Annotated in this window: 26 protein-coding genes and 1 pseudogene; 18 read left to right on the top strand and 9 right to left on the bottom strand. The window is 68.2% G+C overall.

The annotated features are described in order from the left end of the window. Position 1 precedes the first annotated feature (1 nt). From CJ179_RS45975 to CJ179_RS45965, 3 genes are read left to right on the top strand one after another with little or no spacing between them, the layout of a single operon-like run. Positions 2 to 859: an ABC transporter permease gene (locus CJ179_RS45975; protein ID WP_072944107.1), complete on the top strand. Its 858-nt coding sequence runs from the start codon at positions 2 to 4 to the stop codon at positions 857 to 859. Then, positions 849 to 1,715 carry an ABC transporter ATP-binding protein gene (locus CJ179_RS45970; protein ID WP_072944108.1) on the top strand — a complete coding sequence of 289 codons (867 nt, stop codon included), beginning with the start codon at positions 849 to 851 and terminating at the stop codon, positions 1,713 to 1,715. The genes CJ179_RS45975 and CJ179_RS45970 overlap by 11 nt, the downstream gene beginning before the upstream one ends. After that, a complete protein-coding gene (locus tag CJ179_RS45965) occupies positions 1,708 to 2,535 on the top strand; it encodes an ABC transporter ATP-binding protein (RefSeq protein ID WP_095865868.1) in 828 nt (275 codons plus the stop codon). Before CJ179_RS45970 ends, CJ179_RS45965 begins: the two co-directional genes overlap by 8 nt. Positions 2,536 to 2,576: 41 nt before the next feature. Here the strand turns inward: CJ179_RS45965 and CJ179_RS45960 are convergent, their stop codons facing one another. The 3 genes from CJ179_RS45960 to CJ179_RS45950 are packed head-to-tail and all read right to left on the bottom strand — an operon-like array spanning position 2,577 to position 5,131. Further along, complete coding sequence (locus tag CJ179_RS45960; RefSeq protein WP_095865867.1) at positions 2,577 to 3,239, bottom strand: methionine ABC transporter permease; 663 nt, start codon at positions 3,237 to 3,239, stop codon at positions 2,577 to 2,579. After that, complete coding sequence (locus CJ179_RS45955; protein ID WP_095865866.1) at positions 3,236 to 4,258, bottom strand: methionine ABC transporter ATP-binding protein; 1,023 nt, start codon at positions 4,256 to 4,258, stop codon at positions 3,236 to 3,238. The genes CJ179_RS45960 and CJ179_RS45955 overlap by 4 nt, the downstream gene beginning before the upstream one ends. Continuing rightward, a complete protein-coding gene (locus CJ179_RS45950) occupies positions 4,259 to 5,131 on the bottom strand; it encodes a MetQ/NlpA family ABC transporter substrate-binding protein (RefSeq protein ID WP_095865865.1) in 873 nt (290 codons plus the stop codon). 199 nt (positions 5,132 to 5,330) lie between these two features. On the opposite strand from CJ179_RS45950, the gene CJ179_RS45945 reads away from it, so the two are divergent. From CJ179_RS45945 to CJ179_RS45935, 3 genes are read left to right on the top strand one after another with little or no spacing between them, the layout of a single operon-like run. After that, a complete protein-coding gene (locus tag CJ179_RS45945; RefSeq protein WP_095865864.1) occupies positions 5,331 to 5,840 on the top strand; it encodes an NADPH-dependent FMN reductase in 510 nt (169 codons plus the stop codon). Then, complete coding sequence (locus CJ179_RS45940) at positions 5,837 to 6,337, top strand: flavin reductase family protein (protein ID WP_072944120.1); 501 nt, start codon at positions 5,837 to 5,839, stop codon at positions 6,335 to 6,337. Before CJ179_RS45945 ends, CJ179_RS45940 begins: the two co-directional genes overlap by 4 nt. A 9-nt stretch (positions 6,338 to 6,346) precedes the next feature. Then, entirely contained in the window at positions 6,347 to 7,057 is a 711-nt protein-coding gene (locus CJ179_RS45935; RefSeq protein WP_095865863.1) for a GNAT family N-acetyltransferase, read from the top strand. Positions 7,058 to 7,100: 43 nt separating this feature from the next. Here the strand turns inward: CJ179_RS45935 and CJ179_RS45930 are convergent, their stop codons facing one another. The 6 genes from CJ179_RS45930 to CJ179_RS45905 all read right to left on the bottom strand — a co-directional run bounded on the left by CJ179_RS45930 (position 7,101) and on the right by CJ179_RS45905 (position 12,544). Beyond that, entirely contained in the window at positions 7,101 to 8,375 is a 1,275-nt protein-coding gene (locus CJ179_RS45930) for an NtaA/DmoA family FMN-dependent monooxygenase (RefSeq protein WP_095865862.1), read from the bottom strand. Further along, the gene (locus tag CJ179_RS45925; protein ID WP_095865861.1) at positions 8,375 to 9,301 is read right to left on the bottom strand and encodes a MetQ/NlpA family ABC transporter substrate-binding protein; all 927 of its coding nucleotides are present in this window, start codon (positions 9,299 to 9,301) and stop codon (positions 8,375 to 8,377) included. Before CJ179_RS45925 ends, CJ179_RS45930 begins: the two co-directional genes overlap by 1 nt. Positions 9,302 to 9,337: 36 nt before the next feature. After that, a complete protein-coding gene (locus CJ179_RS45920) occupies positions 9,338 to 10,027 on the bottom strand; it encodes a methionine ABC transporter permease (RefSeq protein WP_072944128.1) in 690 nt (229 codons plus the stop codon). Then, positions 10,024 to 11,040 (bottom strand): methionine ABC transporter ATP-binding protein, encoded by a 1,017-nt coding sequence (locus CJ179_RS45915; RefSeq protein WP_095865860.1) that lies wholly within the window; start codon positions 11,038 to 11,040, stop codon positions 10,024 to 10,026. Before CJ179_RS45915 ends, CJ179_RS45920 begins: the two co-directional genes overlap by 4 nt. A 150-nt stretch (positions 11,041 to 11,190) precedes the next feature. Further along, a complete protein-coding gene (locus CJ179_RS45910; RefSeq protein ID WP_095865859.1) occupies positions 11,191 to 12,108 on the bottom strand; it encodes an LLM class flavin-dependent oxidoreductase in 918 nt (305 codons plus the stop codon). Between the two features lie 43 nt (positions 12,109 to 12,151). Further along, positions 12,152 to 12,544 carry a DUF3592 domain-containing protein gene (locus CJ179_RS45905; protein ID WP_095865858.1) on the bottom strand — a complete coding sequence of 131 codons (393 nt, stop codon included), beginning with the start codon at positions 12,542 to 12,544 and terminating at the stop codon, positions 12,152 to 12,154. Positions 12,545 to 12,791: 247 nt separating this feature from the next. Between CJ179_RS45905 and CJ179_RS45900 the strand changes: the two genes are divergently transcribed. The 12 genes and pseudogenes from CJ179_RS45900 (at position 12,792) to CJ179_RS45850 (ending at position 25,530) form a co-directional block, all read left to right on the top strand. Further along, on the top strand, positions 12,792 to 13,757 hold the full coding sequence (locus tag CJ179_RS45900; protein ID WP_179377902.1) for an ABC transporter permease: 966 nt from the start codon (positions 12,792 to 12,794) through the stop codon (positions 13,755 to 13,757). Beyond that, a complete protein-coding gene (locus tag CJ179_RS45895) occupies positions 13,754 to 14,623 on the top strand; it encodes an ABC transporter permease (RefSeq protein ID WP_179377901.1) in 870 nt (289 codons plus the stop codon). Before CJ179_RS45900 ends, CJ179_RS45895 begins: the two co-directional genes overlap by 4 nt. Beyond that, positions 14,623 to 16,305 (top strand): ABC transporter ATP-binding protein, encoded by a 1,683-nt coding sequence (locus CJ179_RS45890; RefSeq protein WP_257016209.1) that lies wholly within the window; start codon positions 14,623 to 14,625, stop codon positions 16,303 to 16,305. The genes CJ179_RS45895 and CJ179_RS45890 overlap by 1 nt, the downstream gene beginning before the upstream one ends. Positions 16,306 to 16,356: 51 nt before the next feature. Further along, positions 16,357 to 17,610: an ABC transporter substrate-binding protein gene (locus tag CJ179_RS45885; protein WP_257016208.1), complete on the top strand. Its 1,254-nt coding sequence runs from the start codon at positions 16,357 to 16,359 to the stop codon at positions 17,608 to 17,610. Beyond that, complete coding sequence (locus CJ179_RS53500; protein ID WP_257016207.1) at positions 17,601 to 17,981, top strand: hypothetical protein; 381 nt, start codon at positions 17,601 to 17,603, stop codon at positions 17,979 to 17,981. Before CJ179_RS45885 ends, CJ179_RS53500 begins: the two co-directional genes overlap by 10 nt. A 121-nt stretch (positions 17,982 to 18,102) precedes the next feature. Continuing rightward, entirely contained in the window at positions 18,103 to 18,990 is an 888-nt protein-coding gene (locus CJ179_RS45880; RefSeq protein WP_095865856.1) for an LLM class flavin-dependent oxidoreductase, read from the top strand. A gap of 28 nt (positions 18,991 to 19,018) precedes the next feature. Next, the gene (locus tag CJ179_RS45875) at positions 19,019 to 20,248 is read left to right on the top strand and encodes an acyl-CoA dehydrogenase family protein (protein WP_095865855.1); all 1,230 of its coding nucleotides are present in this window, start codon (positions 19,019 to 19,021) and stop codon (positions 20,246 to 20,248) included. 55 nt (positions 20,249 to 20,303) lie between these two features. Then, a pseudogene (locus CJ179_RS45870) lies at positions 20,304 to 21,559 on the top strand (LLM class flavin-dependent oxidoreductase). A gap of 26 nt (positions 21,560 to 21,585) precedes the next feature. Continuing rightward, positions 21,586 to 22,317, top strand: a complete 732-nt coding sequence (locus CJ179_RS45865) for an IclR family transcriptional regulator (RefSeq protein ID WP_072944141.1) — start codon at positions 21,586 to 21,588, stop codon at positions 22,315 to 22,317. 114 nt (positions 22,318 to 22,431) lie between these two features. Beyond that, positions 22,432 to 23,388, top strand: coding sequence for a TauD/TfdA family dioxygenase (locus CJ179_RS45860; protein ID WP_095865854.1), 957 nt, complete (start codon positions 22,432 to 22,434; stop codon positions 23,386 to 23,388). Positions 23,389 to 23,464: 76 nt separating this feature from the next. After that, on the top strand, positions 23,465 to 24,406 hold the full coding sequence (locus tag CJ179_RS45855; protein WP_072944144.1) for a TauD/TfdA family dioxygenase: 942 nt from the start codon (positions 23,465 to 23,467) through the stop codon (positions 24,404 to 24,406). 17 nt (positions 24,407 to 24,423) lie between these two features. Next, positions 24,424 to 25,530, top strand: a complete 1,107-nt coding sequence (locus CJ179_RS45850; protein WP_072944146.1) for an ABC transporter substrate-binding protein — start codon at positions 24,424 to 24,426, stop codon at positions 25,528 to 25,530. The last annotated feature ends 33 nt before the right edge of the window (positions 25,531 to 25,563 follow it).

The raw sequence follows: 25,563 nt of genomic DNA, 5'->3' as shown, positions 1-25,563 counted from the left end.
CATGCTCACAGCAATTCTGCGCTATCACTCCGCCCGAGCCGCGGTGATCGTCCTCGGCCTGATCGTGGCCCTCGCGCTCTTCGGGCCCGTTCTCGCGCCGTTCGACCCGCTCGAACAGGACACGTCGGCAATCCTGCAGGGCCCGAGCGGAACTCACTGGCTCGGAACGGACAACGTCGGGCGGGACGTGTTCAGCCGGCTGCTTGCGGGTTCGACCGTGTCGGTGCTGTCGGCTCTGCAATGCGTCGTCGTCGGATTCCTCCTCGGAGTGATCCCGGGCTTCCTGTCGGTGTATCTGGGGCGCAGCGTGGAATGGTTCACACTCCGGCTGATGGATGCGCTGATCACGCTGCCGTTCCTCGTGTTCGCCGTCGCAATGACCGCGCTGCTCGGAAACGGGCTGGCGCAGGCGATGTTCGCGGTCGGCATCCTCATCGCGCCCGCGTTCTACCGGGTCACTCGCGCCGCGGCGCTGACCGTTGCCAACTCCCAGTACGTCGAGGCCGCCGAACTGATGGGCGCCGACACGTCCTGGATCATCCGCCGCCACGCGGTGCGCAAGGTGCTGCCCGCGGTAGGGGTGACATTCGCCGCCATGACCGGGGCCAGCCTCGTCATCGTGTCTTCGCTGACCTTCCTCGGGATCGGCGTCGTCCCGCCCGACCCCACCTGGGGCGGACTCCTCGCCAGCGGACTGCAGTACCTCTACCAGGTTCCGTTCGGTCCCGTCGTCCCCGCGCTGCTGATCGTGGCGACCGTGTGGGCGCTCAATGCCATCGCCGACGCACTGCGCGATGCAACCGGCCGCCCCGCACGACGCGCCCCCAGGAAACAGGAGGTCACCTCGGATGTCCACTGACACACTCGATGCCACTTCGGCACCGGACACCACACGCCCCCGCAGGCCGGTGCTCACCGTCAGCGATCTGCGTATCGCCCTCGACGACGGAACCGAACTGGTCCGCGGCGTCGACTTCTCCCTCGCGCCCGGCGAAGCACTCGGGATCGTCGGCGAATCGGGAAGCGGCAAATCGCTGACCTGCCGCGCCATCCTCGGAATCCTGCCCGGCGGAATCGACGTCACCGCAGGCTCGATCGACTTCGACGGCATCGAACTCACCGACCTCGGGCGCAAACAGTGGCGACCCCTGCGCGGCACCCGCATCGCCGCCGTGTTCCAGGACCCGGCGTCCTACCTGAACCCGTCCATCCGCGTCGGTGAACAACTCGCCGAGGCGCTCCGGTCCACGCTCGGACTGTCCCGCGCCGACGCCAAGCGGCGCGGCCTCGAACTGTTCCGGAAGATGGGGCTGACCGACGCGGACACCGTGTACCGCCAGTACCCGCACGAACTGTCCGGGGGCATGCTCCAGCGGGTGCTCATCGCGATCGCGGTGTCCGCGGAACCGGAACTCCTCATCGCGGACGAGGCGACCACCGCCCTGGACGTCACCGTCCAGGCCGAGGTCCTCGACCTGCTCGAGGACCTGCGCGAAGAACTGGGCCTCGCCCTCGTCCTCGTCTCGCACGACCTCGCCGTGGTCGCTCAGGTCTGCGACAGCGTGATCGTGATGCGGGACGGTGCCGTCGTCGAGTCCGGGCGGGCGGACGACCTGCTCACCGCGCCCCGGCACGAGTACACCCGCCAACTCGTCGACAACCATCGGGAATACGGGCTCGAGTCGTTCATCGGGAAGGAGGCGGCTCGTGTCTGAACCGTTGCTGCGCATGACCGACGTCCGGGTGGAGCGTGGGCTCCGCGGCGCCCGCAAGCAGATCCTGCACGGCGTCGACCTCACCATCGATGCCGGCGAGAAGGTGGGACTCATCGGTGAAAGCGGCTCCGGGAAAACGACACTGGCCCGCACGATTCTCGGTCTGATCACCCCGGCGGCCGGGTCGGTCGAGATCCGCGGGCAGCGCGTCGACGACCTGCCCGCGGCGCAACGCCGGGCGCACCGGCGCACGGGGACCGTCCAGTACGTGTTCCAGGATCCGCTGCTGAGCCTCGACCCGGACATCCCGGTGGGCGAGTCGATCGCCGAGGGTCTGATCGTGCGGGGCGGGCTGGACCGTGACGTCGTGCGGTCGCGGGTGGCAGCGGTGCTGAGCAGTGTCGGGCTCGACGCCGGCATCGCGGCGCGGATTCCCGCCGAACTGTCGGGCGGGCAGCGTCAGCGGATCGCGATCGCGCGGGCCCTCGTCCTGGATCCGGCGCTGCTGCTGCTCGACGAACCGGTGAGCGCCCTCGACTCGGTCAACCGCATCCAGATCCTGAAACTGCTCACCGAACTCGGGCATTCGAGGCAACTCGCTCAGCTGTTCATCTCGCACGACCTGGGGGCCGTCGCCGCGCTGGTCGACCGGATCGTCGTGCTGTACCGCGGCAACATCGTCGAGGACGGACCCACCCATCAGGTGATCTCCGATCCGCAGCACCCCTACACCGCGCTCCTCGTCGGATCGGCGCCCACCTTGAGTGGTGGCGCCGTGACCCGCGAGCGTCGCCGGGAGTTGAGGCTCCGCCTCCCGTGAGTACTTGTTAACCGCGGGCGGTTAACAAGTACTCACGGGCGCTAGCGGCGCAATGCCTTTCGCGCCAGCCAGTTGCCGAAGAACTGGGAGGCCTGTACCAGCAGGATGATGACGAGGGTGGCGACGACGGTCACCTGCCAGTTGAAGCGCTGGTAGCCGTAGACGATGGCGAAGTCGCCGAGCCCGCCGCCGCCGATGGTGCCGGCCATCGCGGACATGTCGACGATGCCGATGAGGACGAAGGTGTATCCGAGGATCAACGGGCCCAGGGCTTCCGGGATCAGCAAGGTGACGACGATCCGTAGAGGACCGGCACCCATCGCGCGGGCGGCTTCGATCACACCGGGGTCGACGGTCACCAGATTCTGTTCCACGATGCGCGCGATGGCGAACGACGACGCGATGATCATCACGAAGATCGCGGCCTCGGTTCCGATGGTCCGGCCCACCACTGCGAGGGTGACGGGCCCCAGTGCGGCGAGCAGGATGATGAACGGAATCGGCCGCACGATGTTCACGAGGATGTTCAGGACCGTGTAGGCGGCCGTGTTCTGGAGGATCCCGCCCTTCCGCGTGGCGTACAGCAGCGTCCCCACCACGAGCCCGATCAGCCCGCCGACCACCAGTGTGATCACCACCATGTAGATGGTGGTGCCGATGGATTCGAACAGTACGGGGCGCAGTTTGTCCCAGTTCGTGGTCATGCCTGTACTTCCTCGACGTCGGTGACGGTCCGCAACCGGCGGATGACGTCGTCGACACCGTCGTCCGGACCGACGAGTTCGAGCGTCAGACTGCCGAACGAGCGGTCCTGCAGGGTGGTGATGCCGCCGTAGACGATCTCGAACCGGACACCGTGCCCTCCCGCATCGGAGAGCACGTCGCCGATCCGGCTGCCGTCCCGCACGTCGGCGGTGACGATCCGGCCACCGAAACGTGCGCGGAGCCGCTCCAGGTCGGCCGGTTCCGGGCGGTTGCGCAGGATCGTGCTCACGAAGCTCTTCGACGCCGGCGCCTGTGGTTCGGAGAAGACGTCGAACACGGTGCCGAGTTCCACGACGCGACCCTCCGCCAGCACGGCGACACGATCCGCGACGGCCCGGACGACGTCCATCTCGTGCGTGATCACCACGATCGTGACCCCGAGTTCCCGGTTCACCTTGCGGAGCAGGCGGAGTACGTCCTGCGTGGTCTCCGGGTCCAGGGCGCTGGTGGACTCGTCGGCGAGCAGCAGGTCCGGCGACGTCGCCAGCGCGCGGGCGATCCCGACCCGCTGCTTCTGCCCGCCGGACAGCTGGTCGGGGTAGGCCCGCGCCTTGTCGGACAGGCCGACGAACGCGAGCAGTTCGGCGACGCGTTCGCGGCGCTTCTGCCGTGGCCAGCCCGCCACGACGAGGGGGTATCCGACATTCCCGGCGACGGTGCGGGAGCGGAACAGGTTGAACTGCTGGAAGATCATGCCGATCTTCGCACGCACGTGCCGGAGTTTCGATTCCGGCAGCGCGGTGATGTCGACGTCGTCGACGACGACGCGCCCACCGGTGGGGCGTTCCAGGCCGTTGATCAGCCGGACCAGCGTGCTCTTCCCGGCCCCCGAGTAGCCGATGACCCCGAAGATCTCAGCTCGTTCGATGGTGAGATCGACGGCGTCGACGGCGGTGAGCGTCTTCTTTCCGGCTTGGAAGGTTTTGGTGACGGATTCGAATCGGACGATCGGTGTCATCTACTTGGCCGAACGAATTCCCTCTTCGACCCGCGACAGGATCTGCTGCAGCTGCGCGCCGTCGCGTTCCACCTCGACCGACGTTCCCTTCGACTCCTCGCGCACGGCGGCCTGGATCTCGGGGTTGTGCCAGATCTTCACGAGTTCGAGGTACGTCGCGTTGTCCTTGTCCTCGGCGCGGGTGACGAACGTATTGATGTACGGCTCGGCGGCGGGGCTCGACGGGTCGTCCTTGTAGAGGGCCGATTCGGGATCGATGCCCGAACGCTCGAGGAAGGTGTTGTTGACGATCGCACCGTCCACGGACGCGAGCGACAGCGCCGTCTGCGCGGCGTCGACCGGCGTCACCTTCACCTTGGACTTACCCGCGTCGATGTCGGCGGGCGTGGGGGACGGGTTGTCGCCGGTCAGGGTGAGCAGGCCGGCGCCCTTCAACACGAACAGCGCACGAGCCTGGTTGCTGGGGTCGTTGGGGATGGCGATCTCCCCGCCCTGCGGAATGTCGGCGACACTCTGGTGCTTCTGCGAGTACAGGCCGAGAGGCACGATCTGGGTGGCGCCGATCGGGGTGAGGTCGTCGTCGGCGCCGGTGTTGTACTCGCCGAGGAACTGCAGGTGCTGGAAGAGGTTGGCGTCGATCTGCCCCTGCGACAGGGCGATGTTCGGCTGCGAGTAGTCGGAGAAGTTCACGACGTCGAGCGTGATACCCGCGTCCTTCGCCTTCTCCTCGAAGATCTCCCACGAAAGGTCGCTGGCCTCGGTGGTTCCGATCCGAACCGTGTCGCCGTCGGCGCCGCCGGATCCACCGGAGCACGCTGTCAGTACCGCCAGGAGAGGAACGGCGGCAAGGGCGAGAGAACGGCTGAACTTCACGAAAAATCCCCACGATCGATCTGCTGACCACGGAGTGTGGCCGCTGACAACGTAGCCCGTCCGCGCGCGGTGCGGAATGGTTTCGATCGCCGTGATTCGAAGGAACGTGCCTCGACTTCCGTTCCTGCCCTGCAGTATTCGACCGGAACCACTGAGTGCTCTAGGGTGGCGGGGTAGGCATGCGAGAGGTGATGAGGCAATGAAGGTAACGGTAGTGGCCGGCAATCCCAAGCCCGGTTCACGGACGCTGGACGCGGCCGGTCTGGTCGCGGCCGCGGTGACAGGCGCCGCCGTGGATTCCACGGTCGACGTGATCGAGCTCGGTCCGGGACTGCTCGGGTGGGGCGACGAGAAGGTCGCGGCGGCCGTGGAGACCGTGGCCTCGTCGGATCTCGTGGTGTTCGCCAGCCCGACGTTCAAGGCGTCGTACACGGGCGTGCTGAAACTGTTCCTCGACCAGTTCGCGACCGGCGACGGCCTGAAGGACGTCGTGGTGGTGCCGCTGATGCTCGGGGCCGGCCCGGCACACGCCATGGCGCCGGACCTGCTGCTCAAGCCGGTGCTCGTGGAATTGGGCGCGACAGCCTCCGCGCCGGGCCTCTACCTCATCGACACCGCCTACACGACCGACACGCGCATCGCCGACTACGCCGAGCGGTGGGGTTCGATCCTCACCGCGGCGGCCCGGACCCGGACGGAACTCTCATGACGCAGGCAGACGGCACACTGGACAAGACTTCGCTCCGAGAGGCGTTCGGACATTTCCCGAGCGGTGTCGTCGCCGTCTGCGCCGAAGTCGACGGTGAACGGGTCGGGATGGCAGCGAGCACGTTCGTGCCGGTGTCGCTGGAGCCGCCGCTCGTCGCGTTCTGCGTGCAGAACACGTCCACGACGTGGCCGAAGCTCGCGGACCTCGAGCACGTCGGGATCAGTGTGCTCGGTGAGGCGCACGACGCGGCCGCCCGGGTCCTCGCCGCGAAGACCGGTGACCGGTTCGCGGGCCTCGACACCGAAACCACCGACGGCGGCGCGTTGTTCATCGACGGAGCGTCGGTGTGGCTGGACACCACCGTCACCCAGCAGGTGCCCGCGGGCGATCACGCGATCGTGGTCCTGCGGATCAACGAGCTGCGGGTGCAGTCGGAGATCGAGCCGATCGTGTTCCACCGCAGCCGGTTCCGCTGGCTCCGCACCGTCGCGTCGTAACCGAGTGCGATGACCACGGAACTGACGGCCCCGGCCGAGACGGACGTCCATCCTCTGGACGACGCGATTCGCGAATCCCTGCGCGGCGAGCACGCGCATTTCGCCCGGTGGTCGGGCCGGGTGGCGCGGTATCACCCGGACGTCGCGCCGCACGTCGGCCACCCGGACACCCTGGTGGACGAGGACTGGGCGGACCTGGCCGCACTGCTCGGCCCGTCGGCGACGGCCGCGCTCCGCGGATTCGGGCACACGCCGCCGCCGGGCTGGGAGGTTCTGGACTCCTTCGGCCTGGTCCAGATGGACGGCACCGCGCTGGACGTCGTACCGGACCCGGACGCCGAGGTCCTCGGCGCGGACAATGTTCCGGAGATCCTCGATCTGATCGGCCGCACCCGGCCCGGACCGTACCTTCCGCGGACCATCGAGATGGGGACCTACCTCGGGTTTCGGGTCGACGGCGAACTCGTCGCCATGGCGGGAGAGCGGCTGCATCCGCCCGGCTGGACCGAGATCAGCGCGGTCTGCACCGACGAGCGTTTCCGGGGCCGCGGATTCGGTGCCCGGCTCGTCCGCGCCGTCGGAGCCGGTATCCACGCACGCGGGGAGACGCCGTTCCTGCACGCCGCGCAGTCGAACACGACGGCGATCCGGCTGTACGAGAGCCTGGGTTTCACCCTCCGCCGGCAGTCCGCCCTCACCGTGGTCCGGACACCCGCGTAGGCGGCTCCGCCGCCCGTGCGTGGTTAACGAGTCCCTGCACTCGTCAACCACGCACGGGGAGCGGAGCGCCCTCGAAGCGTTCGCGGAGTGTCGATTCGGCGTACTCGTGCCGGAAGATCCCCTTCTCGCGGAGTACCGGTACGACGTGGTCGACGAAATCGGTGAGGCCGGAGGGGAATCCGTCCGGCATCAGGTTGAATCCGTCCGCCGCGCCCGCCACGAACCACTCCTCGATGGTGTCGGCGATCTGTTCGGGGGAGCCGACGACGAGCCGGTGGCCGAAGCCGCCTGCCTTGCGCAGAAGTTCGGACACCGAGTACCGGCTCTCCAGTGCCAGTCGCACGACGGCTTCACGGAACCCGAGGGAACCGGAGAACGACGGGTCGACCGGCGCCAGCAGCAGGTCCTCCGGGATCGGCCGGTCCGGGTCGAGTGAGCTGAGGTCGACGCCGAGCATCCCGCCGAGCCGCTCGGCGGAGAAGCCGTCGGCGGCCTTGGACTCCCAATCCTCGTACCGGGCGATCGCCTCGGCCTCGGTGCTGCCTACCACCGTGACGAGGCCGGGCAGGATCTTCACGGACCCGGGGTCGCGACCGGCCGCGCGCGCGACGTCCTTCACCTGCCGGTAGTGCTGCCGACCGGCGTCGAGTGTGAGCTCCGCCGAGAACACCGCGTCGGCGCTGCGTCCGGCCAGGGTGCGGCCCTGCGGGGAACCACCGGCCTGCACTAGCAGCGGGCGGCCCTGCGGCGACGGCGGCACGGGCAGCACACCGTGCACGTGGAAGAACTCCCCGTCGTGGTGCACCTGCACCCGGGTGGCCGCCGATTCCCACAGCGCCGTGACGACGTCCACGAACTCCGTGGCGCGGCGGTACCGCGCCTCGCGGTCGGGGATCCGGGAGAGACCGAAGTTGTGGGCCGTCCCGGCGTGGAACGTGGTCACCACATTCCACGCCACCCGCCCGCCGGACACGACGTCGAGGGACAGGAACCGGTCCGCCAGGTCGAACGGGTCGTTGAACGTCGTCGACGCCGTGCCGATCAGCCCGAGGTGCTCCGTCGCGCTCGCCACCACCCCGAGAACGGTGGTGGGTTCGAGCGCCCGGGTCGGTTTGACGGCGGGATCCTCGCGGAGCGCGGGACCGTCCGCGAGGAACAGCGCGTCCAGGGTGCCGCGCTCCGCGATCTTCGCGACCTCGGCGTAGTAGTCGGGGTCGATGAACGACGTCGGGTGCAGATCGGGGGCCCGCCACGCGGACGGGTGGAAACCCACGTCCAGCACGTTGACGTTGAGGATGACCTCTCGTTGCGCGGGCATCAGCCGGCGGGCTTCGCGGCGGCGCCGTCGACGTTCGTCTGGCTCCGGTCGGTGGCCCGCGCCGACTCGATGCTCTGCGCCACCCGGGAGAAGAACGGGTCGCTGTCGATCAGCTGACCGATCCGCGGATCGTGGTACGTGTCGAGCAGCGGCGCAAAGTCGGGGTTGTCCTTGTTCTTCTCGTTGATGACGACCTCGATCCAATACAGCTCGTAGGCGGGGGCGTTGAAGACGATCTTGTCGTCCGGGACGTCGGCGAGATCGAAGTTGGAACGCCAGCCCAGCGCCAGGTCGACGTCGGGGAGCGTGCGCGGCAACTGCGCCAGCGCGGCCTCGGTGAATTCGAACGACTTCGGGTTGTCCTTGACGTCGCGGATCGTCACGCGGGACGGGTCGACTCCGTCCTTCAGCGTCAACTGGCCGAGGTCCTGCAGGGTCTCCAGGGCCTGCGCCTGGTTCGACGGGTCGTCGGGGATGGCGACCTTGGCGCCCTTGGGGAGATCCTCGAGCTTGTCGAACTTCTCGGAATAGCCCGAGAACTTCAGGACGTACCAGTCGCCGGCCGCATATAGTCCGAGGTTGCCGTCCTCATTCTGCACCCGCATCCACTCCTGATGCTGGCTGTGGTTGGCGTCGATGTCGCCCTGGGAGACCGCGAGGTTCTTGAGCTTCGAATCCTCGATCTGCACCGGTTCGACGGTGATGCCGTGGTCGGGTGCGAGTTTCGCGACCTCCTTGGCGAGCTTCTCGTCGAGGATCGATCCGGCGGTGTACCCGATCTTGAACGTGGTCTGCGGACCGTCGCCCTCGGTGCGGTCGTTGCCACCTCCCGCGCCGCACGCGGTCAGGAGGAGTAGCAGTGTGGCCGTCAGTCCGCCTGCCGCGACAGCGCGGGCGCGCGTCACCGAGCGGGGTCGAGTCGTCATGGGTGTAGTCCTCTGATCTGGGTGGGAGTGAAAGGCTCAGCGTCGGTTGGTGAGGCGGGCTGCCAGGTCGCCGACGAGTTGGATGACCTGGACCAGCACCACGAGCGCGATGACCGTCGTGATCATCACGGTGTTGTCGAATCGGTTGTAGCCGTAGGCGATGGCGAGGTTGCCGATGCCGCCGGCTCCCACGGCGCCTGCGATCGCCGACATGTCGAGGATGCCGATCAACGCGATCGTCAGGGCGCCGATGATGGTCGGGACCGCTTCGTGGAGTTGCACTTTGCGGATGATCTGGAAGTTCGAGCCGGCCGACGCGCGTCCCACTTCCACCACTTCGGGCGGAACGTCGCGCAGCGAGTTCTCGATCAGGCGCGCGACGTACGGGGTTGCGGCCAGCGTCATCGGTACGGCCGCCGCCTGCACCCCGAGCGACGTGCCGACGACGAAGCGGGTGAACGGGATGATGGCGGCCATCAGCACCAGGAATGGCAGCGATCGTCCGAGATTGACCACCCAACCGGCGACCGCGTTGACCGCCGGGTTGGGAAACAGCCCGCGGGGAGCGGTGTTGTGCAGGATGACCGCCAGCGGAGTGCCCAGCAGGATCGCCAGGATCACCGTGATCCCGACCATCTGCACGGTCTGTTGCAGGGCGGGCAGGAACAATTCGGGAAGTTCCTCGACGGGGGTCGAGATGGCGAGGACGACGCTGTCGGCGCTCATGCGGCCGCCTCCTCGGTGGCCGGGGCGGACGCGCTGTCGTCGACCCGTGTCCCGTGCAGGCCCCACGAGGACAGAAGCTCCCCGACCGACGGATGGTCACCGGCGACCGAGATGGTGACCCGGCCCGCCGGGCGTCCGCCGACCGACTCCACGGTCCCGGAGAGCACCCCGATCGACCGGCCGGTCGCCGTGCCGAGACGCTCGATCCAGTTGGTGGGGACGGTGTCGGAGCCGTAGGTGACGTGCCACAGCACGTCCCGGTCCTCCGCGGTGATGTGGGAACGGTCGGGGAGCAGCCCGACGCCGAGTTCGGAACGGGGGTCGCGCAGGAGGTCGATCACCGGTCCCGATTCCACGACCCGTCCCGCGTCGAGGACGGTGACCACGTCGGCGACCTGGCGGACGACGTCCATCTCGTGGGTGATCAGCACGATCGTCAGCCCGAGGTCGTCGCGCAGTTCGCGTAGCAACGCGAGGATGGATCGGGTGGTGGCGGGGTCCAGTCCGGACGTCGCCTCGTCGGACACCAGGACCTTGGGCGCCAGTGCCAGCGAGCGGGCGATCCCCACGCGTTGCCGCTGCCCGCCCGACAGTTGCCGGGGGTAGAGGTCGGCCTTGTCGGACAGTCCCACCCGCTCGAGCAGCTCCGCCACCCGTGCCCGTCGCTCGGTGCGGCCGATGCCGACGAATTCCAGCGGCAGCGCCACGTTCTCGGCGGCGGTCCGGCGGGCGAGGAGGCTCGACGCCTGGAAGATCGTGCCGATCGCGCGGCGCTGCTCCCGCAATCGCCGCTCGGACAGCCCGGAGACGTCCGTCCCGTCGAGGAGGATGCGACCCTCGGACGGACGCTCGAGCAGGCTGATGATGCGCGACAGCGTGGTCTTGCCCGCCCCGCTCTGGCCGATCACCGCGGCGATCTGGCCGGTGCCGACGGTGAAGTCGATGTCGTGGAGCACCTCGACGGAACGGGCTCTCTTCCCGAATCGTTTCGTGACGGAACGGACTTCGATCATGCTGCACCACCTGTATCGGATGACGGCACCGCGGGTCGGCCGCCGGGAGGGAGTCCTGGCCTGTGGGTGGGCCAGTGGGCTCCCGAAACGATAGGCGTGGGTAAACGGAAAGTCATGTGTAAGAATCGACTTGATCAGAAGGTGCGCTCGCTACCCGGGATACACCGGACGGCGGTGGGCCGGGGCAGCCGCCGGATCGGGTAGCCGCAGCGTCGCCCGGAGCGACCGCTGCCGGTACCCGCGGGGCCGAGGCGGCCGCGCCCATGCGGAGAAGCCGGCGTCGAGGTCGGTGACGGTCGCGATGTGACCGTCCACGTCGGTGGCGTCGGGATCGTCGACGACGAACAGCAGGGCGCGCTCACGCACGGCCGTGCCGTGCCGGTCGACGTCGCCGCCGGACAGCACGACGATATCGGAAACCTCGGCGGCGGAGACGATGTCGTCGCCCTCCTCCGCCCACCATGCGACGGGAATCTTCTGCTGCGGCGGTGTCGGGACGTTGAGGGGGCCGGCGATGTCGAAGACCCCCTGGTGGTCGGCGTAGACGATGCGGTCGGAATCGGCGAAGCGCACGTCGCCGGGGCGTCCACGGATCGTGTCGGCCGGCCAGCTCTCCCACAATGTGCGGGAGGCGTGGATCGCGTCCGTCGTCACCGCAGGGCTCGGCCCGGCCTCGATCCACACCCCCGCCGAGGTCAGGTTGCCCGGCGCCGACCGGTCCTCCACCCCGGTGAGCCAGCCGACGCGGCCGCGGCTGGTGTGGTCCAGCGAGGCCAGGCGGCGAGCCAGGTTGTACGGGTGGTCGAGGTGGGGGACGGCGGTGACGAACACACCGACGTCGGTGGTGGCGGCGATCAGCGCCGCGGCGGACACGCTGGGGGACAGGGCCGCGGTGGGGCGGGGAGCGGTCCGCGACACCCGTTCGACACCGACGAGAACGAAGTCCGCCCCGGTTCGGTCGACGAACGCGGCGAGTTCGTCGACCCGGCCGCGGCGGATGGCGTCGACGAGCAGGTGCTCACCGAGCGCGAGTCCGTAGAAGGTCCTGCTGCGCTGGATCACACTCATCCGAGGTCTCCCGGTGTCGGTTCGAGGGTCTGCTGTCGTGATGTCAAGGGGCATCTCCTGAGAAGAGGGTGGATGTCGCGAGGGCGAGGGACGTCAGCCCCAGGGCGACCAGCAACATCGATACGGACGCACTGCGCCGGAGGACGCTGGACCGCGGATCCTGCGGGTCGTACCACAGCCAGAGGACCTGTCCGGCAACGAATTCGTTCCTGCCGGCACCGGACGCGGCGGCACCGGATCCCGGACCGGGATCGAATGTCTCTCGCCGGCCGGTGAACTCGTCGCCCCCGACCCGGTACGCGTAGGTGACCGCGGGTCGTACGTCGACGACCGAGCATTCGGACCCGGTCCACGACCGGGACCGCCACAGCGCGGCGACGCCCGGAACCCCACGGAACAGGAGGAACGCACCCGCGATGATCCAGACGGTGACCACACGGGCGACGTTACGGCGGCGACGGTGGGGTCGTACAGCCTTCCCCGCAGCGTGAGCGGAACACCGTTTCCGCACGTGCACGCGTCGACGGGTACATGAATGGTGTTGGACACCAGACATTTAAGCCGTGTGTTGAAATCAGGACGAGTGGAAGACTCGGATAACCGGTGGCCCTGAGCCTACGGTGGCCGTGCGAGAAACTTCGCAGAATTCCCACATCCGGCAGCATGTCCCGAAGGTGCGCGCAATGAGACCGAACTACTGGTACCTGGCGCGAAGGGTGGGGCAGGCGTTCGTCGTGATCGCCCTGTCTTACACCCTCGTGTTCTTCGTACTCAACGTTCTTCCCGGCAACCCGATCGAATCGCAGATCAACAGTCCCGAGAACCCGATTTCGGCGGAGGACGCCGAAGTGCTGATCGCCTATTACAACCTCGACAAATCGGCGTTCGAGCAGTTCGCGCTCTCGGTGCAACGACTGGTCGTGCACGGCGACCTCGGCTATTCGCTGACGTCGGGCAAGTCTGTCGAACACCTGCTGTTCTCGGCGCTTCCCTCGACGCTGAAGCTGGCGTCCACGGCGTTGCTGCTCGCCATCGTGTTCGCCTTCGCCATCGCGCTGACCGCGGTGTTCGCGAAGGCCGCACGCGTCCGGGAGGCCGCGCGCGCCGTACCGGCGGCGTTTCTGTCGACGCCCTCGTTCATCGTCGGCCTGTTGCTGCTGCAGTTCTTCGCGTTCGAACTCGGACTTGTCTCCGCCATCAGGGACGAGGGGGTGCGCTCGGTGATTCTGCCGGCCATCGCGCTGGCGATCCCCGTGTCCGCGCCCATCGCGCAGGTGCTCATCCAGGGGCTGCACAACGCGTCGGGTCAACCGTATGTCGACGTACTGCGGTCGAAGGGGCTGTCGGAGAACCGGATCATCTTCCGGCACGTGCTCAAGAACGGGTCGATCCCGACCATCACGATCGTCGCCATCACGGTGGGGGAGCTGCTCGCCGGATCCGTCATCACCGAAACGGTGTTCTCCCGCACCGGAATCGGATACCTCACCGAACAGGCAGTCCGCAATCAGGACACCCCTATCATCCAGGCGGTGGTGATTCTGGTGTCGGTCATCTTCGTGGTCGCGAACCTGCTCGCAGATCTCGCGTACCCGCTGATCGACACGAGGATCTCCTTCGCGCCGGACAAGAAAGTGGTCACAGCATGAGTGTTGACGCGCCTGTGCGGCGCGCACCGGTCGGCCCCGCCGCGGCCCCGCGCCTGTCGTGGGCACGCAGGCACGGGCTGAGCGCCGGCGACGTCCTGTCCGTGCTGTTCCTGCTCCTGGTGCTGCTGTGCATTCTGCTGCCGGGTGTGCTGGCGCCGTTCGATCCGCTCGCCGAGTCACCGGAGCATCCGCTGGAGGGTCCGAGCCTCGGCCACCCGTTCGGTACCGACTACATCGGCCGCGACGTGCTCAGCCGCGTCATCCACGGTGCGGCGACCACCATCAGCGGCTCGGTCATCGCGGTAATCCTCGGACTGGTCGTCGGCAGTGTGCTCGGTCTGACGTCGGCGTACTTCGGCCGCGCCTACGACACCACCGTCAGCCGCGTCGTCGACGTCCTGCTGTCCATTCCGGCGCTGCTGCTGGCGATCACCATCATCGTCGCGCTGGGCTTTGGAACCGTCAACGCCGCGATCGCCGTCGGGGTCTCCTCCGTCGCGGTCTTCTGCCGGCTGATGCGCTCGGAGGTCCTCACGATCAAGCATCAGCCGTTCGTCGAGGCCAGTGAACACCTCGGCGCCAACAAGGTGTGGTTGCTGGGGCGGCACATCCTGCCCAACGCGTACTCGTCGGTGCTGTCCCTGGCGGCGCTGCAGTTCGGTTCCGCGATCCTCTCCATCGCGGCGCTGAGCTTCCTCGGGTACGGCGCCCAGCCGCCGAACCCGGAATGGGGCCTTCTCATCGCGGAGGGCCGCAACTACATCGCCACCGCGCCGTGGCTGGTGGCGTTCCCGAGCGTGGTCATCATCCTGACTGTGCTCAGTGTCGGCAAGTTGAATCAGATCGTCCGAAAGCAGGTGGGTTGATGACAGCGATCGCGGAAGCACCGGTCACGAGTTCCGCCGGGCAGCACGACAACGGTCCGTTGATCGTTGCGCAGTCCCTGCACATCGAGTACGCGCCCGACTCCCCGCACCTGCCCGCCGCGCAGGTGGTGAACGACGTGAGCTTCCACCTCGAGCGCGGGCAGACACTCGCCGTGGTCGGCCAGTCGGGTTCGGGGAAGACGACCATCGCGCGGGCCGCCATCGGACTCCTGCCGGGCAACGGACGGATCTCGTCCGGCAGCGTGCACATCCTGGGCCGGGACGTGACCGGGTACGGGCAGAAGCAGTGGCGCGATCTGCGCGGCGGCACCATCGGATTCGTGCCGCAGGATCCGCTCGGTTCACTCGACCCCCTGCAACGCGTCGGCGACCAGGTGGCGGAGACCCTCCTCGTGCACGGGCGGGCCACCCGCCGGGACGTCCGGTCGAAGGTGACGCGCCTGCTCGACCGCGTGGGGATCCGCAATCCCGCCGAACGCGCACGCTCGTACCCGCACCAGCTGTCCGGTGGCCAGCTGCAGCGCGTTCTCATCGCCATCGCGATCGCCGTCGAACCCGCGGTGCTCGTCGCGGACGAACCGACGTCGGCGCTCGACGTCACCGTGCAGAAGCGCATTCTCGACCTCCTCGCCGACCTGCAGGAAGAACTCGGTCTCGGCATCCTCTTCATCACCCACGACCTGGCACTGGTGCGTGACCACAGTGATTCGGTTCTGGTCCTCAACGAGGGGCGCGTCCGCGAGGCCGGACCCGCCGGCGACGTCCTGGATCACCCGAAGGACCCCTACACCGTGCAGCTCATGAGCGACGCGCCCGCGCTCTCACCGGGCAAGTACGCCGGCCGGAACCCCGGCGCGGCCCCGTCGGCGGCACCGCTGCTCGAGGTCCGGAACCTGACGAAGACGTTCGCGACCGGCAGGCGCGGCAAGGGCGGGCAGGCGACGGTGGCCGCACTCGACTCGGTGTCGTTCGCCGTCGCCCGTGGCAGCACCCACGCACTGGTCGGCGAATCGGGCTCCGGAAAGACCACCACCGCGCGAATCATCACCGGACTCAGCACGTTCGACTCCGGTGAGGTGTTCGTCGACGGCCGGCCACTGAAGACCGACCCGCGGTCGTACCGCCAGAATTCCCGGGTGCTGCAGACGGTGCAGCAGAATCCGCTGGCCGCGATGGACCCGCGCTACACCATCGCCGACGTGATCGAGGAGCCGCTGCGCATCGCCGGATCGGGTGACCGGGCGAGCCGGCACTCCGCGGTGCGTGACGTGCTGGACAAGGTCGCGTTGCCGGCCGAGGTGCTGGGGCGGAGGCCCCTGGAGATCTCGGGCGGTCAACGTCAGCGAGTGGTGCTGGCACGGGGGCTCGTCCTCGCCCCGAAGATCCTGGTGCTCGACGAGCCGACGTCGGCACTGGACGTCACCGTGCAGGCGCAGATCGTCGACCTTCTGGTGGATCTGCAGGCCCAACTCGGTTTGACGTACCTGTTCATCTCCCACGACCTCAGCCTGGTCCGTCAGATCTCGGACACGGTGACCGTGCTCGAACACGGACGCCTGGTCGAGTCCGGTTCGGTCGCCGAGGTTTTCGGCAACCCGGCCGACCCGTACACGGCGCGCCTGATCGATGCGGTCCCCGGCAGGATTCCGCTCACCGCCTGAATGCTTCACAGTTTTCGACGCCACTTCACACAACCCGGAGGTTCACGGTTCATGGCACGCAGGTTCGGACGCTTCCGCCTGGCGGCGTGCATCGCGGCAACGGCGGTGGTGGTGGCGTCGTGCAGTCAGGCGCACGGTGCCACCGAGACGGCTTCGCAGGTCAAGCCGGGGGGAGACCTGGTGTACCTCGACGCCGAGGTGACGGCGTCGATGCAGATCCAGGTGTCGTACTGGCAGAACAGTCTCGTCAAGGATCAGCTTCTCGACCGACTGGTGTACCAGGACCCGGAGACCTTCGAATTCGAGCCGTGGATCGCGCAGAGCTGGACCGTCGACGAGCCGGGAACCACCTACCACTTCGTCATCCGCGACGGCGTCACCTACAGCGACGGCAGTCCCCTCGACGTCGCCAGCGTGAAACGCAACATCGAGTGGCTGGCCGAGGGTGACAAGCCGAAGGGCATCCCCCGTAACGCCTGGTTCCCGAAGATGACGGCGGTCGACACGGACGCGGCCGCACGCACGGTCACGGTGCACCTGGCGGAACCGAACGCCCCCTTCCTGGCGGCGCTGTCGATGAACACGGCCGGGCTCGTCGCGGACGCGACCATCGACGCCAGCAAGGAAGATCAGTCGGTGGTGACCAATCTGATCGGCAGCGGTCCCTTCGTCGCGGAGTCGGAGATTCCGAACAAGGAGATCAGACTCGTCAAGCGCCGCGGGTACGACTGGGCGCCCGCCACCGCGAAGCACCAAGGCGAGGCGTACCTCGATTCGGTGACGGTAGTGCCGATCGAGGAAGACAGCATCCGCGTGGGTGCGTTGCGCTCCGGGGAGGGCGACGCCCTGCGGTACACCCAGCCGCCGGACGAGGCCCTGCTGCAGAAGGAGGGATTCACCGTTCTGGGACTGCGCACCCCGGGTCTGGCCAACGTCCTGGACGTGCGGCAGACCGCCGATTTCGTCGACGACGTCAACGTTCGCAAGGCGCTGATGTACGGAATCGATCGCGACCAGATCGTGTCCACCCTGTACTCGGACAATTGGAAGCCTGCGAACAGCATCATCACCGAGGGCGCGCTGGGGTGGAAGGACCGCTCCGACGAGGTGCGCTTCGACCCGGACGAAGCGAACCGCCGGCTCGACGCGTCGGGCTGGACCGCGCGGGACGCCGACGGGATTCGGCAGAAGGACGGCAGGCCGCTCGAACTCAGCCTGTACATCGACGTCTACGACCACACGTCGAAACCGTTGTACGAACTCGTCCAGCGTCAGCTTCGTGCGGTGGGATCTCGGTGCAGCTGAAGCAGACCGACTTCGCGAACTACCCGAAGGCGAGCGCGGATCCGAAACTGAGTCTGCGCCGCAACGGGTGGCCCACGGCCGACACCTTCCGGCTGACCCAGAACTACGACAGCGACCAGGGCGACCTGTTCCAGCTCGAAGGCAACGACCCGTATCTCGACGGCCTGCTCCGATCACAGGTCACCGAGACGGACCGGAACAAGCGGATCGCGCTGATCGAACAGATTCAGGATCACGTGATCGACAACGCTTACACGATCCCGCTTCTGCTCGACACCCAGATCTTCGCCGTCGCCCCGCACATCCACGATTTCCGCAATGCGGCCAACTCCGTGCCGTGGTTCTACGACACGTGGACCGAACGGAAGTGAGTGACGCTGTGGAGCACAGTGTTTCATTCGACACCGCGTCCACAATCACACTGAGCGCAATGCTCGTCCCGGGCGCGACGCTCTGGGAAGGTAAAAGGCAATCGCGGAGAGGGGAACCGTCATGAGCCGACATTCCGTCGTCGGGCTGCACCTCGATGCCGCCGTCGTCACGCACGTGCTCGACCCGAGGCAGCAGGCGCGGCGAGAAGACTTCGGGCGCAGCATCGACGAGTCGGGAATCGACTTCCTCATTCTCGGTGGTGACCACAAGAACGAGGTGGAGCCGAGGATCGATGCGACGGTGGCCGCCACCGTCCTGGCCCGGCACACGAGCACGGTGGGACTGGTGGTGGCCGGCGCCGTCGTCCGCGATCACCCGTTCAATCTCGCGCGCCGGCTCGGTTCCCTCGACCACGGATCCCACGGCAGGGCCGGCTGGCTGATCGGGTCGGGCCCGGTGAACGCGGCCGTCGATGCCGTGTCGGTCGTCCGGAAGTTGTGGGAGAGCTGGCCCGGCGACAGCATCGTCGACGACGCCGAGCGCGGCATCTTCGCGGACTCCGAACGGATCGTCCACATCGATCACTCGGGGATCTTCTCCGTCTCCGGCCCACTCAATGTTCCCGAACCGCCGCAACGCAAGCCGCCCGTCTTCTGGCACCCCGCGACCGAGGCCGAACAGGTCGCGGCGCGGCGCACCGCCGACGCGGTGATCCTTCCGGACGAGGACTCGGTGCGCCGGTACCGGGCGCACTTCGACCCGGACGCCGCCCGGGACCAGGCGCTGCTCATCGACCTGCAGTGGACACCAGGCAGCATCCCACCTGCGACGGAAGCCGACGGCGTGATCGTCCGAGGGTTCACCGCGACCGATCTGCCCGCCCTGCTCGACGCGGTTCGGCGCGACCCGTCACTCCACGACCCGCGGCCCACCCTGCGTGACCGATTGGGTCTGCAGACGGCGGAGACCGTGCTGTCCGGCGGCCGCAGCGCGTTCCCGGTCAGCTGACCATTTCACCGAAGACAGGAGATTCACCATGACAGCGGTATCCGAGGCGCCCGCGCCGGAGGCGGTGCGTCCGCCCGCACGCGGCTCCGCCGAACTGGCGGCCGTGATCGCCGAGATCGCCGACGACGCCGCGCGGCGGCGTGCCGGTGGCGGGACCGAAGGACCGCACCGCGCCGTCGAGTTGATCCGCGAGCACCGCCTCGGGGCCGTGCGCGTGCCCCGCGAACAGGGCGGCGGCGGGTACACCCTGCAGGATCTGTTCGACCTGGTGATCGACCTCGCCGAGGCCGATCCCGATGTTCCGCACATCATCCGCGTCCACTACGCCTTCGTCGAGGAGCTGCTGCGGGTCCCGCGCACCGAACGCAAGGACGCATGGTTGCCGGAGGTCCTGTCGGGCAAGCTGTTCGGCGGCGCGTCCTCGGAACTGAGCACCCGCGCCGTCGGCTCCTACAGTTTCGAATCCACGCTGACTCCGCAGTCCGGCGGGTACCGCCTCGACGGGGTGAAGTTCTACAGCACCGGCTCGCTGTACTCCGATTTCATCCGGGTCTCCGCCAACGTCCCGGATGGAAAGGCACTCAGCGCCATCGTGCCCGCCGACCGCGCGGGGATCGTCCACGAGGACGACTGGGACGGAATCGGCCAGCGTCACACCGGCAGCGGGACGACCGTGTTCGAGAACGTCGCCGTCGCCGAGTCCGAGACCCTTCCGTTCCGGGGTGGCGACGAGGAGACCCGGCCGCGTCAGGCGCTTCCTCAGCTGTACCTGCACGCGATCGCGGCGGGCATCCTCCGCACCGTCACGACCGAGTCCGCCGCGCTGATCCGCGGCCGCAAGCGCAGTTTCGTGTTCGCCGCCGCCGAGGAACCACGGCACGACCCGCAGTTGCTCGAGGTCGTCGGAACGCTGTCGGCGGCGGCCTTCGCGGCGGAGTCGGTGGTCCGCGCGGCCGCCGCAGCCCAGGATGTGGCCGCGGACGCTGCCCGCACGTCCGGCGTCGACGCCCGGCTCGAGCAGGACGCTGCGGTCCTGGCCACCAAGGTGAAGGTGTCCATCGAGGACGTCGCGCTCCGGGCCGCCACCCGGTTGTTCGAGGTGGGCGGTGCCTCGGCCACCCGGGAGTCCGCGCACCTGGACCGGCACTGGCGGAACCTGCGAACCCTGTTCTCCCACAACCCGACGGTGTACAAGGCGCGGGTGATCGGCGACCTCGTGGTCAACGAGACACCGCTCCCCGACACCGGATTCTTCTGATTCGGAAGGCAAAGCCGTGAGTAGCTCCCGACGCCAACTGGTGCTCAACGTGAACGTGCTCGACGTGGGCATCGCCCCCGGGGCGTGGACGCTCGACGACGTGCACGCCCACTCGTTCGTCGATCTCGACCACTTCACCAGGGTCGCGCGGATCGCTGAGCGCGGCACCCTCGACGCGTTCTTCCTCGCCGACGGTCCCGGCTTCTGGGAGAACCCCCGGGTCAAGCCGACCCGGGCGCTGGAACCGTCGGTGATCCTGGCGGCCGTCGCGACAGCCACCGAGAATCTGGGGCTGATCGGGACCGCCTCCACCACGTTCAACGACCCGCGCGATCTCGCCGAACGCTTCCTGTCCCTCGACTACCTCAGCGGTGGCCGGGTGGGGTGGAACGTGGTCACCACGTATTCACCGACGGCGGCAGCCAATTTCGGCTTCGACCAGATCCCGGACCGCGACTACCGCTACCGCCGTGCCGAGGCGTTCGTCGGTGTGGTCACCGCGCTGTGGGAGAGCGCTCGCAGCGGTGTCCCGGTGTCGCACCACAGCGAGTTCTTCGACGTCGACGGCGTGCTGCGGGCTCCGGCTCGGAGCAGGGGCAGCCGCCGCTCGTGCAGGCGGGTGGATCACCCGCCGGGCGCGAGCTCGCCGGACGCACCGCTCACGGCGTATTCTCCGCGGAACTGACGCTCGACTCCGCGCGCAGGCACTACAAGCACGTCAAGGACGTGGCGCGGGCGGAAGGCCGCAACCCGGACGACGTAAAGATCCTGCCCGGGCTGATCACCGTCATCGGCTCGACGGAAGCGGAGGCGATCGCTCGACACGAGCAGCTCCGCGAACACGTCCCCGCCCGGTTCGGCTGGGACCGGCTGGGTCTGACGCTCGGTGTCCCGCTCGCGGAACTCGACCTCGACCAGCCGATCCCGCAGTCGCTGCTGGACGGGCCGCCCGACCCGGCGACGTTCTCGGGTTCCCTCGGATTCCGCGAATCGGTGGTCGGGCTGGCGCGTGAGCGGAACCTGACCGTCGCCCAGCTCCTGCGCGAGCTGAACGGCGGCGGCGGGCACCGAGCCGTCATCGGCACCCCGGAACAGGTGGCCGACACCATCGAGGCGTGGTTCCGCGCCGAGGCGGCCGACGGATTCAACCTCATGCCCGACGCGTTCCCGTCCGGCCTCGACACCTTCGTCGACGAAGTGGTGCCCCTGCTCCGCAAGCGGGGACTGTTCCGCCACGAATACGCGGAGAAGACCCTGCGCGACCGGTTCGCGGTGCCGCTTCCCGAGTACGACGCCGCGCGGTCGGCCTGACTGCGTCCAGACGGTAAGGAGGCCTGGTGAATTCACCGCGGTCGGGGTCGCAGGCGGTCGAGCGGGCGATCGCGGTCCTCGCCTGCTTCGAGGGCGGAGCCACCGACCTGACGGTCAGCGCGCTCGCCGCCCGCACCGGATTGGCCGTCAGCACCGCGTACCGCATCGTGCAGGCCCTCGTCCGCGGCGGATTGCTCGAACGCGACGAGCACACCGACTGCTATCGGGTGGGGCCGAGCCTGATCTCCCTCGCCGTGCCGTCGCTGGGGCGGCACGACGCCGAAGCGTTCGCGCCGCACCTGTATTCGCTCGCCGCGCGGGTGAAACTGACCGCCAGCCTCGGCGTCGCGAAGGACGATGTCGCGGTCACCGTCTTCTCCGCGCGCCCACCCGAACGGTTCTGCACGCATCAGCTGCCCGGGGCGCGTCAGCCACTGCAGACCAGCGCGATGGGCATGGCGATTCTGGCGTTCGGCACGGCGTCCGCCCGGCGAGGCAGTTCGGTGCCGGTGCCCTCGGACCTCGAACGGGTCCGGCGGCGGGGGTACGCCGCAGCCTTCTCCGCCGAGAACCGGGACGTGCTCGCCGTCGCGGTTCCCGTTCTCGACGCCGACGGACGGCCCCGCGGCGCGCTCGGAGTCCAGGCGCTCCGTCGGCGACTCACCGACGATCTCGTGCGGGAGATCGTGCCGCTGATGCGGGGCGTCGCGGCGCGGATCGGTGCGGGCGCCGGAACCGCATTTCCCGCGTTCCGGTAGGGAAAAACTCAGGGTGAACCTTTTTCGCATTGTGAAAAAAGCGTTGTAGCAACGTGGTTCGGGATTCGATGATGATCGCGACGTATCGATTCAGCCCGAAACCCAGGAGTACCCATGACCGTCACCACCGCAGCGCCCACCGACTCGGATCGGTCCGCCGACACCGCGCTCGAGGTCCGTCCCGTCGCCGGGCACATCGGCGCCGAGATCTCCGGTATCGACCTCCGGAAAGAACTGGCCGACAACGAGGTAACACAGGTTCGCGACGCCCTGCATCGCTACAAGGTGCTGTTCTTCCGCGACCAGGAGATCGGGCACGCCGAACAGATCGCGTTCTCCCGCAGGTTCGGTGACGTGACGCCGTCGCACCCGTACGACGACGAAGCACCCGAGGGCTTCCCGCAGATCCTCGCCGTCGACAGCCGCAAGTACGAGAAGCGGTTCGGGCGCAAGAAGTACAGCTACGACAACAAGTGGCACACCGACGTCACCGCGCTGATCAACCCGCCGGCAGGCACTATCCTGCGTGCGCACCTCGTCCCGGAGCAGGGTGGCGACACCCAGTGGACCAACCTCGTCGCCGCCTACGAGGGTCTGCCGGACTCACTGAAGCGCCTCGTCGACGGCCTCCGCGCCGAGCACCGGTTCGGCGGCAGGCACCCGCAGTGGGCCGAGGACAGCAGCTACGCCCAGAAGACGCGGGAGAACCCGCTCGTCACCGAACACCCGGTGGTCCGGGTTCACCCGGTGACGGGGGAGCGTGCCCTGTTCGTGACACCCGGGTTCACCGCCCGGATCGTCGGGGTGTCGCCGTCCCAGAGCGACCGCCTGCTGGACCTCCTGTTCGCCGAGGTGACGAACCCCGCCTACACGGTGCGCTTCCGCTGGGCGCCGGGCAGCCTCGCGTTCTGGGACAACCGTGCCACCGCCCACCTCGCGCCCACCGACCTCGACCACCTCGACGTCACCCGGGTCCTGTACCGCACCACCCTCGAGGGCGACGTTCCCGTCGGCCCCGACGGCAAGGAATCCACGTCCATCGCCGGCGCGGCGTTCCGCGGCGAGAAGTAGGCGGCTTCGCCGCCCGTGCGCCTTTCTGGTAGCTGGCGCTACCAGAAAGGCGCACGAGTCCATAAAGGAGACGAAAATGACAGTTATCGACGACCGTCCCGGTGTCGCCACCGAGCTCCGGATCGCTCCCATCGCCGGCTATATCGGCGCCGAGGTCAGCGGTGTGGATCTCGCGGGTGACCTGGACGAGGCCACCGCCGCACGACTGCGGCAGGCGTTGCTTGACCACAAGGTGCTGTTCTTCCGCGACCAGCCCCTCGACCACGCGGCGCAGATCCGGTTCTCCCGGCACTTCGGGAAGGTGACACCCGCCCATCCGTACGACTACAACGCCCCCGAGGGCTACCCGGAAATCCTGGAGGTGGACAGCCGCAAGTACGCGGCCCGCGGCGGCGCCCGCAAGTACAGCTACGCGAACTTCTGGCACACCGACGTCTCGGCGCTGGTGAACCCGCCGGCGATCACGTTCCTGCGGTCGGAACTGGTGCCGGACGTCGGGGGCGACACCACCTGGACCAATCTCGCGGCGGCGTACGCGAATCTGCCGGAATCGTTGAAGTCGTTCGTGGACGGCCTGCGCGCCGAACACCGGTTCGGGGGACGGCAGAAGCGCTGGGAGGCGGGCAGTGACGCCGAACAGAACGTCACCACGAAACCGATCGTGACGGAGCATCCGGTGGTCCGCGTGCATCCGGAGACCGGTGAGCGGGGGCTGTTCGTCACCCCCGGCTTCACGAGCCGCATCCTCGGCGTCTCCCCGGCGCAGAGCGACCGGATCCTCGACCTGCTGTTCGAGGAGGTCACGAACCCGGCGTACACGGTTCGAGTTCGCTGGCAGAACAACAGCATCGGGGTGTGGGACAACCGCATCACCGCGCACCTCGCGCCGGCGGATCTCGATCATCTCGACGTCGTGCGGGTGCTGTACCGCACCACGGTCGAAGGTGATGTTCCGGTCGGCGTCGACGGTCAGCCGTCGCGGTCGGTGGCCGGCACCGCGTTCCACGGCTCCGACTGAGCCAGGGGGACGACGACATGAGGGCTGAGTCGCCGATCGGGTTGCGCCGTAACAGATCGTTTGCCGCCGCGGTGCTGGTCACGGCCGTGGCGCTGGTGGTCGCGGCATGTGGTGGGTCGTCCTCGGGCGGCGGGACGACGGAGGACGGCAAGACGGTGCTGCGGTACGAGGGCAGCCCGGCCAGTGTCACCTTCCCCGAGCTTGCGGAGGATCTCGGGTTCTTCGAGAAGGTGCAACTGGAGTGGTTGGGGGACACGACGAGTGGGCCGCAGAGCATTCAGTCCGCGGCCACCGGGGAGACCGACTTCGGGGCGGCCTTCAATGGCGCCATCGCCAAACTCGTCGATGCCGGGGCACCGCTGACCGGGGTCGTGTCGGTATACGGATCGGACGGCGACACCGAGGCCGACAGCTTCAACGGCTACTACGTCCTCGACGGCAGTCCCATCCGGACGGCCCGCGATCTGATCGGGAAGAAGGTGGGAATCAACACCCTCGGCGCCTACCACGAGTACGTCATCAAGGAATGGCTGTTCCGTGCCGGCCTGACCAACGACGAGATCAACCAGGTGGAGCTGACCGTGGTGCCGCCGAACAACACGGAACAGGCACTGCGGTCGGGGCAGATCGACGTGGGGAATCTCGGGGGGATCGTCAAGGATGCCGCGCTCGGCCGGGGCGGGTTGACGCCGCTGTTCACGGATGTCGATCTCACCGGCCCGCTGGGGATCGGGGCGGTGGTGTTCCGGAACGATTTCATCTCGAAGAACGAGGACGCCGTCCGCGACTTCGTGCAGGGCGTCGCGCGCGCCGTGCGGTGGACGCAGACGGTGCCGAAGGAGGAGGTGGTCGATCGTTTCGTGAAGATCGTCGAGGGTCGTGGGCGTAACGAGTCGACGGAGTTCGTCCGGCAGTGGAAGAGTGCCGGCGTGCCCGCGGCCGGGGGAGTGATCGATCCCGGGGAATTCCAGATCTGGATCGACCAGGGCGTGCGGTTGGGGGTGCTGAAACCGGGCGGGACGACGGCGGAGGGCCTGTTCACCAACGACTACAACCCGTACGCGAACGGCACGTATCCGCCCGGCAGTGACGCCGACGGAAACCCGGTGGTCGCTGCAGGCTGAGCGGCTCCGCCGCCCGTGCGTGGTGAGCGAGTC

Origin of the sequence: Rhodococcus sp. ACS1 (assembly GCF_002300155.1) — a bacterium.
Classification (GTDB): domain Bacteria; phylum Actinomycetota; class Actinomycetes; order Mycobacteriales; family Mycobacteriaceae; genus Rhodococcus_F; species Rhodococcus_F koreensis.
The sequence above is the reverse complement of the archived record's forward strand: the minus strand, read 5'-3'. Positions and strand labels throughout refer to the sequence as shown.

Bases quoted from the DNA above. Each gene is read 5' to 3' on its own strand.
- CJ179_RS45970 (WP_072944108.1), top strand. From the start codon at position 849: ATGTCCACTGACACACTCGATGCCACTTCGGCACCGGACACCACACGC.
- CJ179_RS45975 (WP_072944107.1), top strand. From the start codon at position 2: ATGCTCACAGCAATTCTGCGCTATCACTCCGCCCGAGCCGCGGTGATC.
- CJ179_RS45885 (WP_257016208.1), top strand. From the start codon at position 16,357: ATGGCACGCAGGTTCGGACGCTTCCGCCTGGCGGCGTGCATCGCGGCA.
- CJ179_RS45925 (WP_095865861.1), bottom strand. From the start codon at position 9,301: ATGACGACTCGACCCCGCTCGGTGACGCGCGCCCGCGCTGTCGCGGCA.
- CJ179_RS45930 (WP_095865862.1), bottom strand. From the start codon at position 8,375: ATGCCCGCGCAACGAGAGGTCATCCTCAACGTCAACGTGCTGGACGTG.
- CJ179_RS45945 (WP_095865864.1), top strand. From the start codon at position 5,331: ATGAAGGTAACGGTAGTGGCCGGCAATCCCAAGCCCGGTTCACGGACG.
- CJ179_RS45855 (WP_072944144.1), top strand. From the start codon at position 23,465: ATGACAGTTATCGACGACCGTCCCGGTGTCGCCACCGAGCTCCGGATC.
- CJ179_RS45875 (WP_095865855.1), top strand. From the start codon at position 19,019: ATGACAGCGGTATCCGAGGCGCCCGCGCCGGAGGCGGTGCGTCCGCCC.
- CJ179_RS45900 (WP_179377902.1), top strand. From the start codon at position 12,792: ATGAGACCGAACTACTGGTACCTGGCGCGAAGGGTGGGGCAGGCGTTC.
- CJ179_RS45850 (WP_072944146.1), top strand. From the start codon at position 24,424: ATGAGGGCTGAGTCGCCGATCGGGTTGCGCCGTAACAGATCGTTTGCC.
- CJ179_RS45920 (WP_072944128.1), bottom strand. From the start codon at position 10,027: ATGAGCGCCGACAGCGTCGTCCTCGCCATCTCGACCCCCGTCGAGGAA.
- CJ179_RS45910 (WP_095865859.1), bottom strand. From the start codon at position 12,108: ATGAGTGTGATCCAGCGCAGCAGGACCTTCTACGGACTCGCGCTCGGT.
- CJ179_RS45895 (WP_179377901.1), top strand. From the start codon at position 13,754: ATGAGTGTTGACGCGCCTGTGCGGCGCGCACCGGTCGGCCCCGCCGCG.
- CJ179_RS45890 (WP_257016209.1), top strand. From the start codon at position 14,623: ATGACAGCGATCGCGGAAGCACCGGTCACGAGTTCCGCCGGGCAGCAC.
- CJ179_RS45860 (WP_095865854.1), top strand. From the start codon at position 22,432: ATGACCGTCACCACCGCAGCGCCCACCGACTCGGATCGGTCCGCCGAC.
- CJ179_RS45935 (WP_095865863.1), top strand. From the start codon at position 6,347: ATGACCACGGAACTGACGGCCCCGGCCGAGACGGACGTCCATCCTCTG.
- CJ179_RS45955 (WP_095865866.1), bottom strand. From the start codon at position 4,258: ATGACACCGATCGTCCGATTCGAATCCGTCACCAAAACCTTCCAAGCC.
- CJ179_RS45880 (WP_095865856.1), top strand. From the start codon at position 18,103: ATGAGCCGACATTCCGTCGTCGGGCTGCACCTCGATGCCGCCGTCGTC.
- CJ179_RS45960 (WP_095865867.1), bottom strand. From the start codon at position 3,239: ATGACCACGAACTGGGACAAACTGCGCCCCGTACTGTTCGAATCCATC.
- CJ179_RS45940 (WP_072944120.1), top strand. From the start codon at position 5,837: ATGACGCAGGCAGACGGCACACTGGACAAGACTTCGCTCCGAGAGGCG.
- CJ179_RS45915 (WP_095865860.1), bottom strand. From the start codon at position 11,040: ATGATCGAAGTCCGTTCCGTCACGAAACGATTCGGGAAGAGAGCCCGT.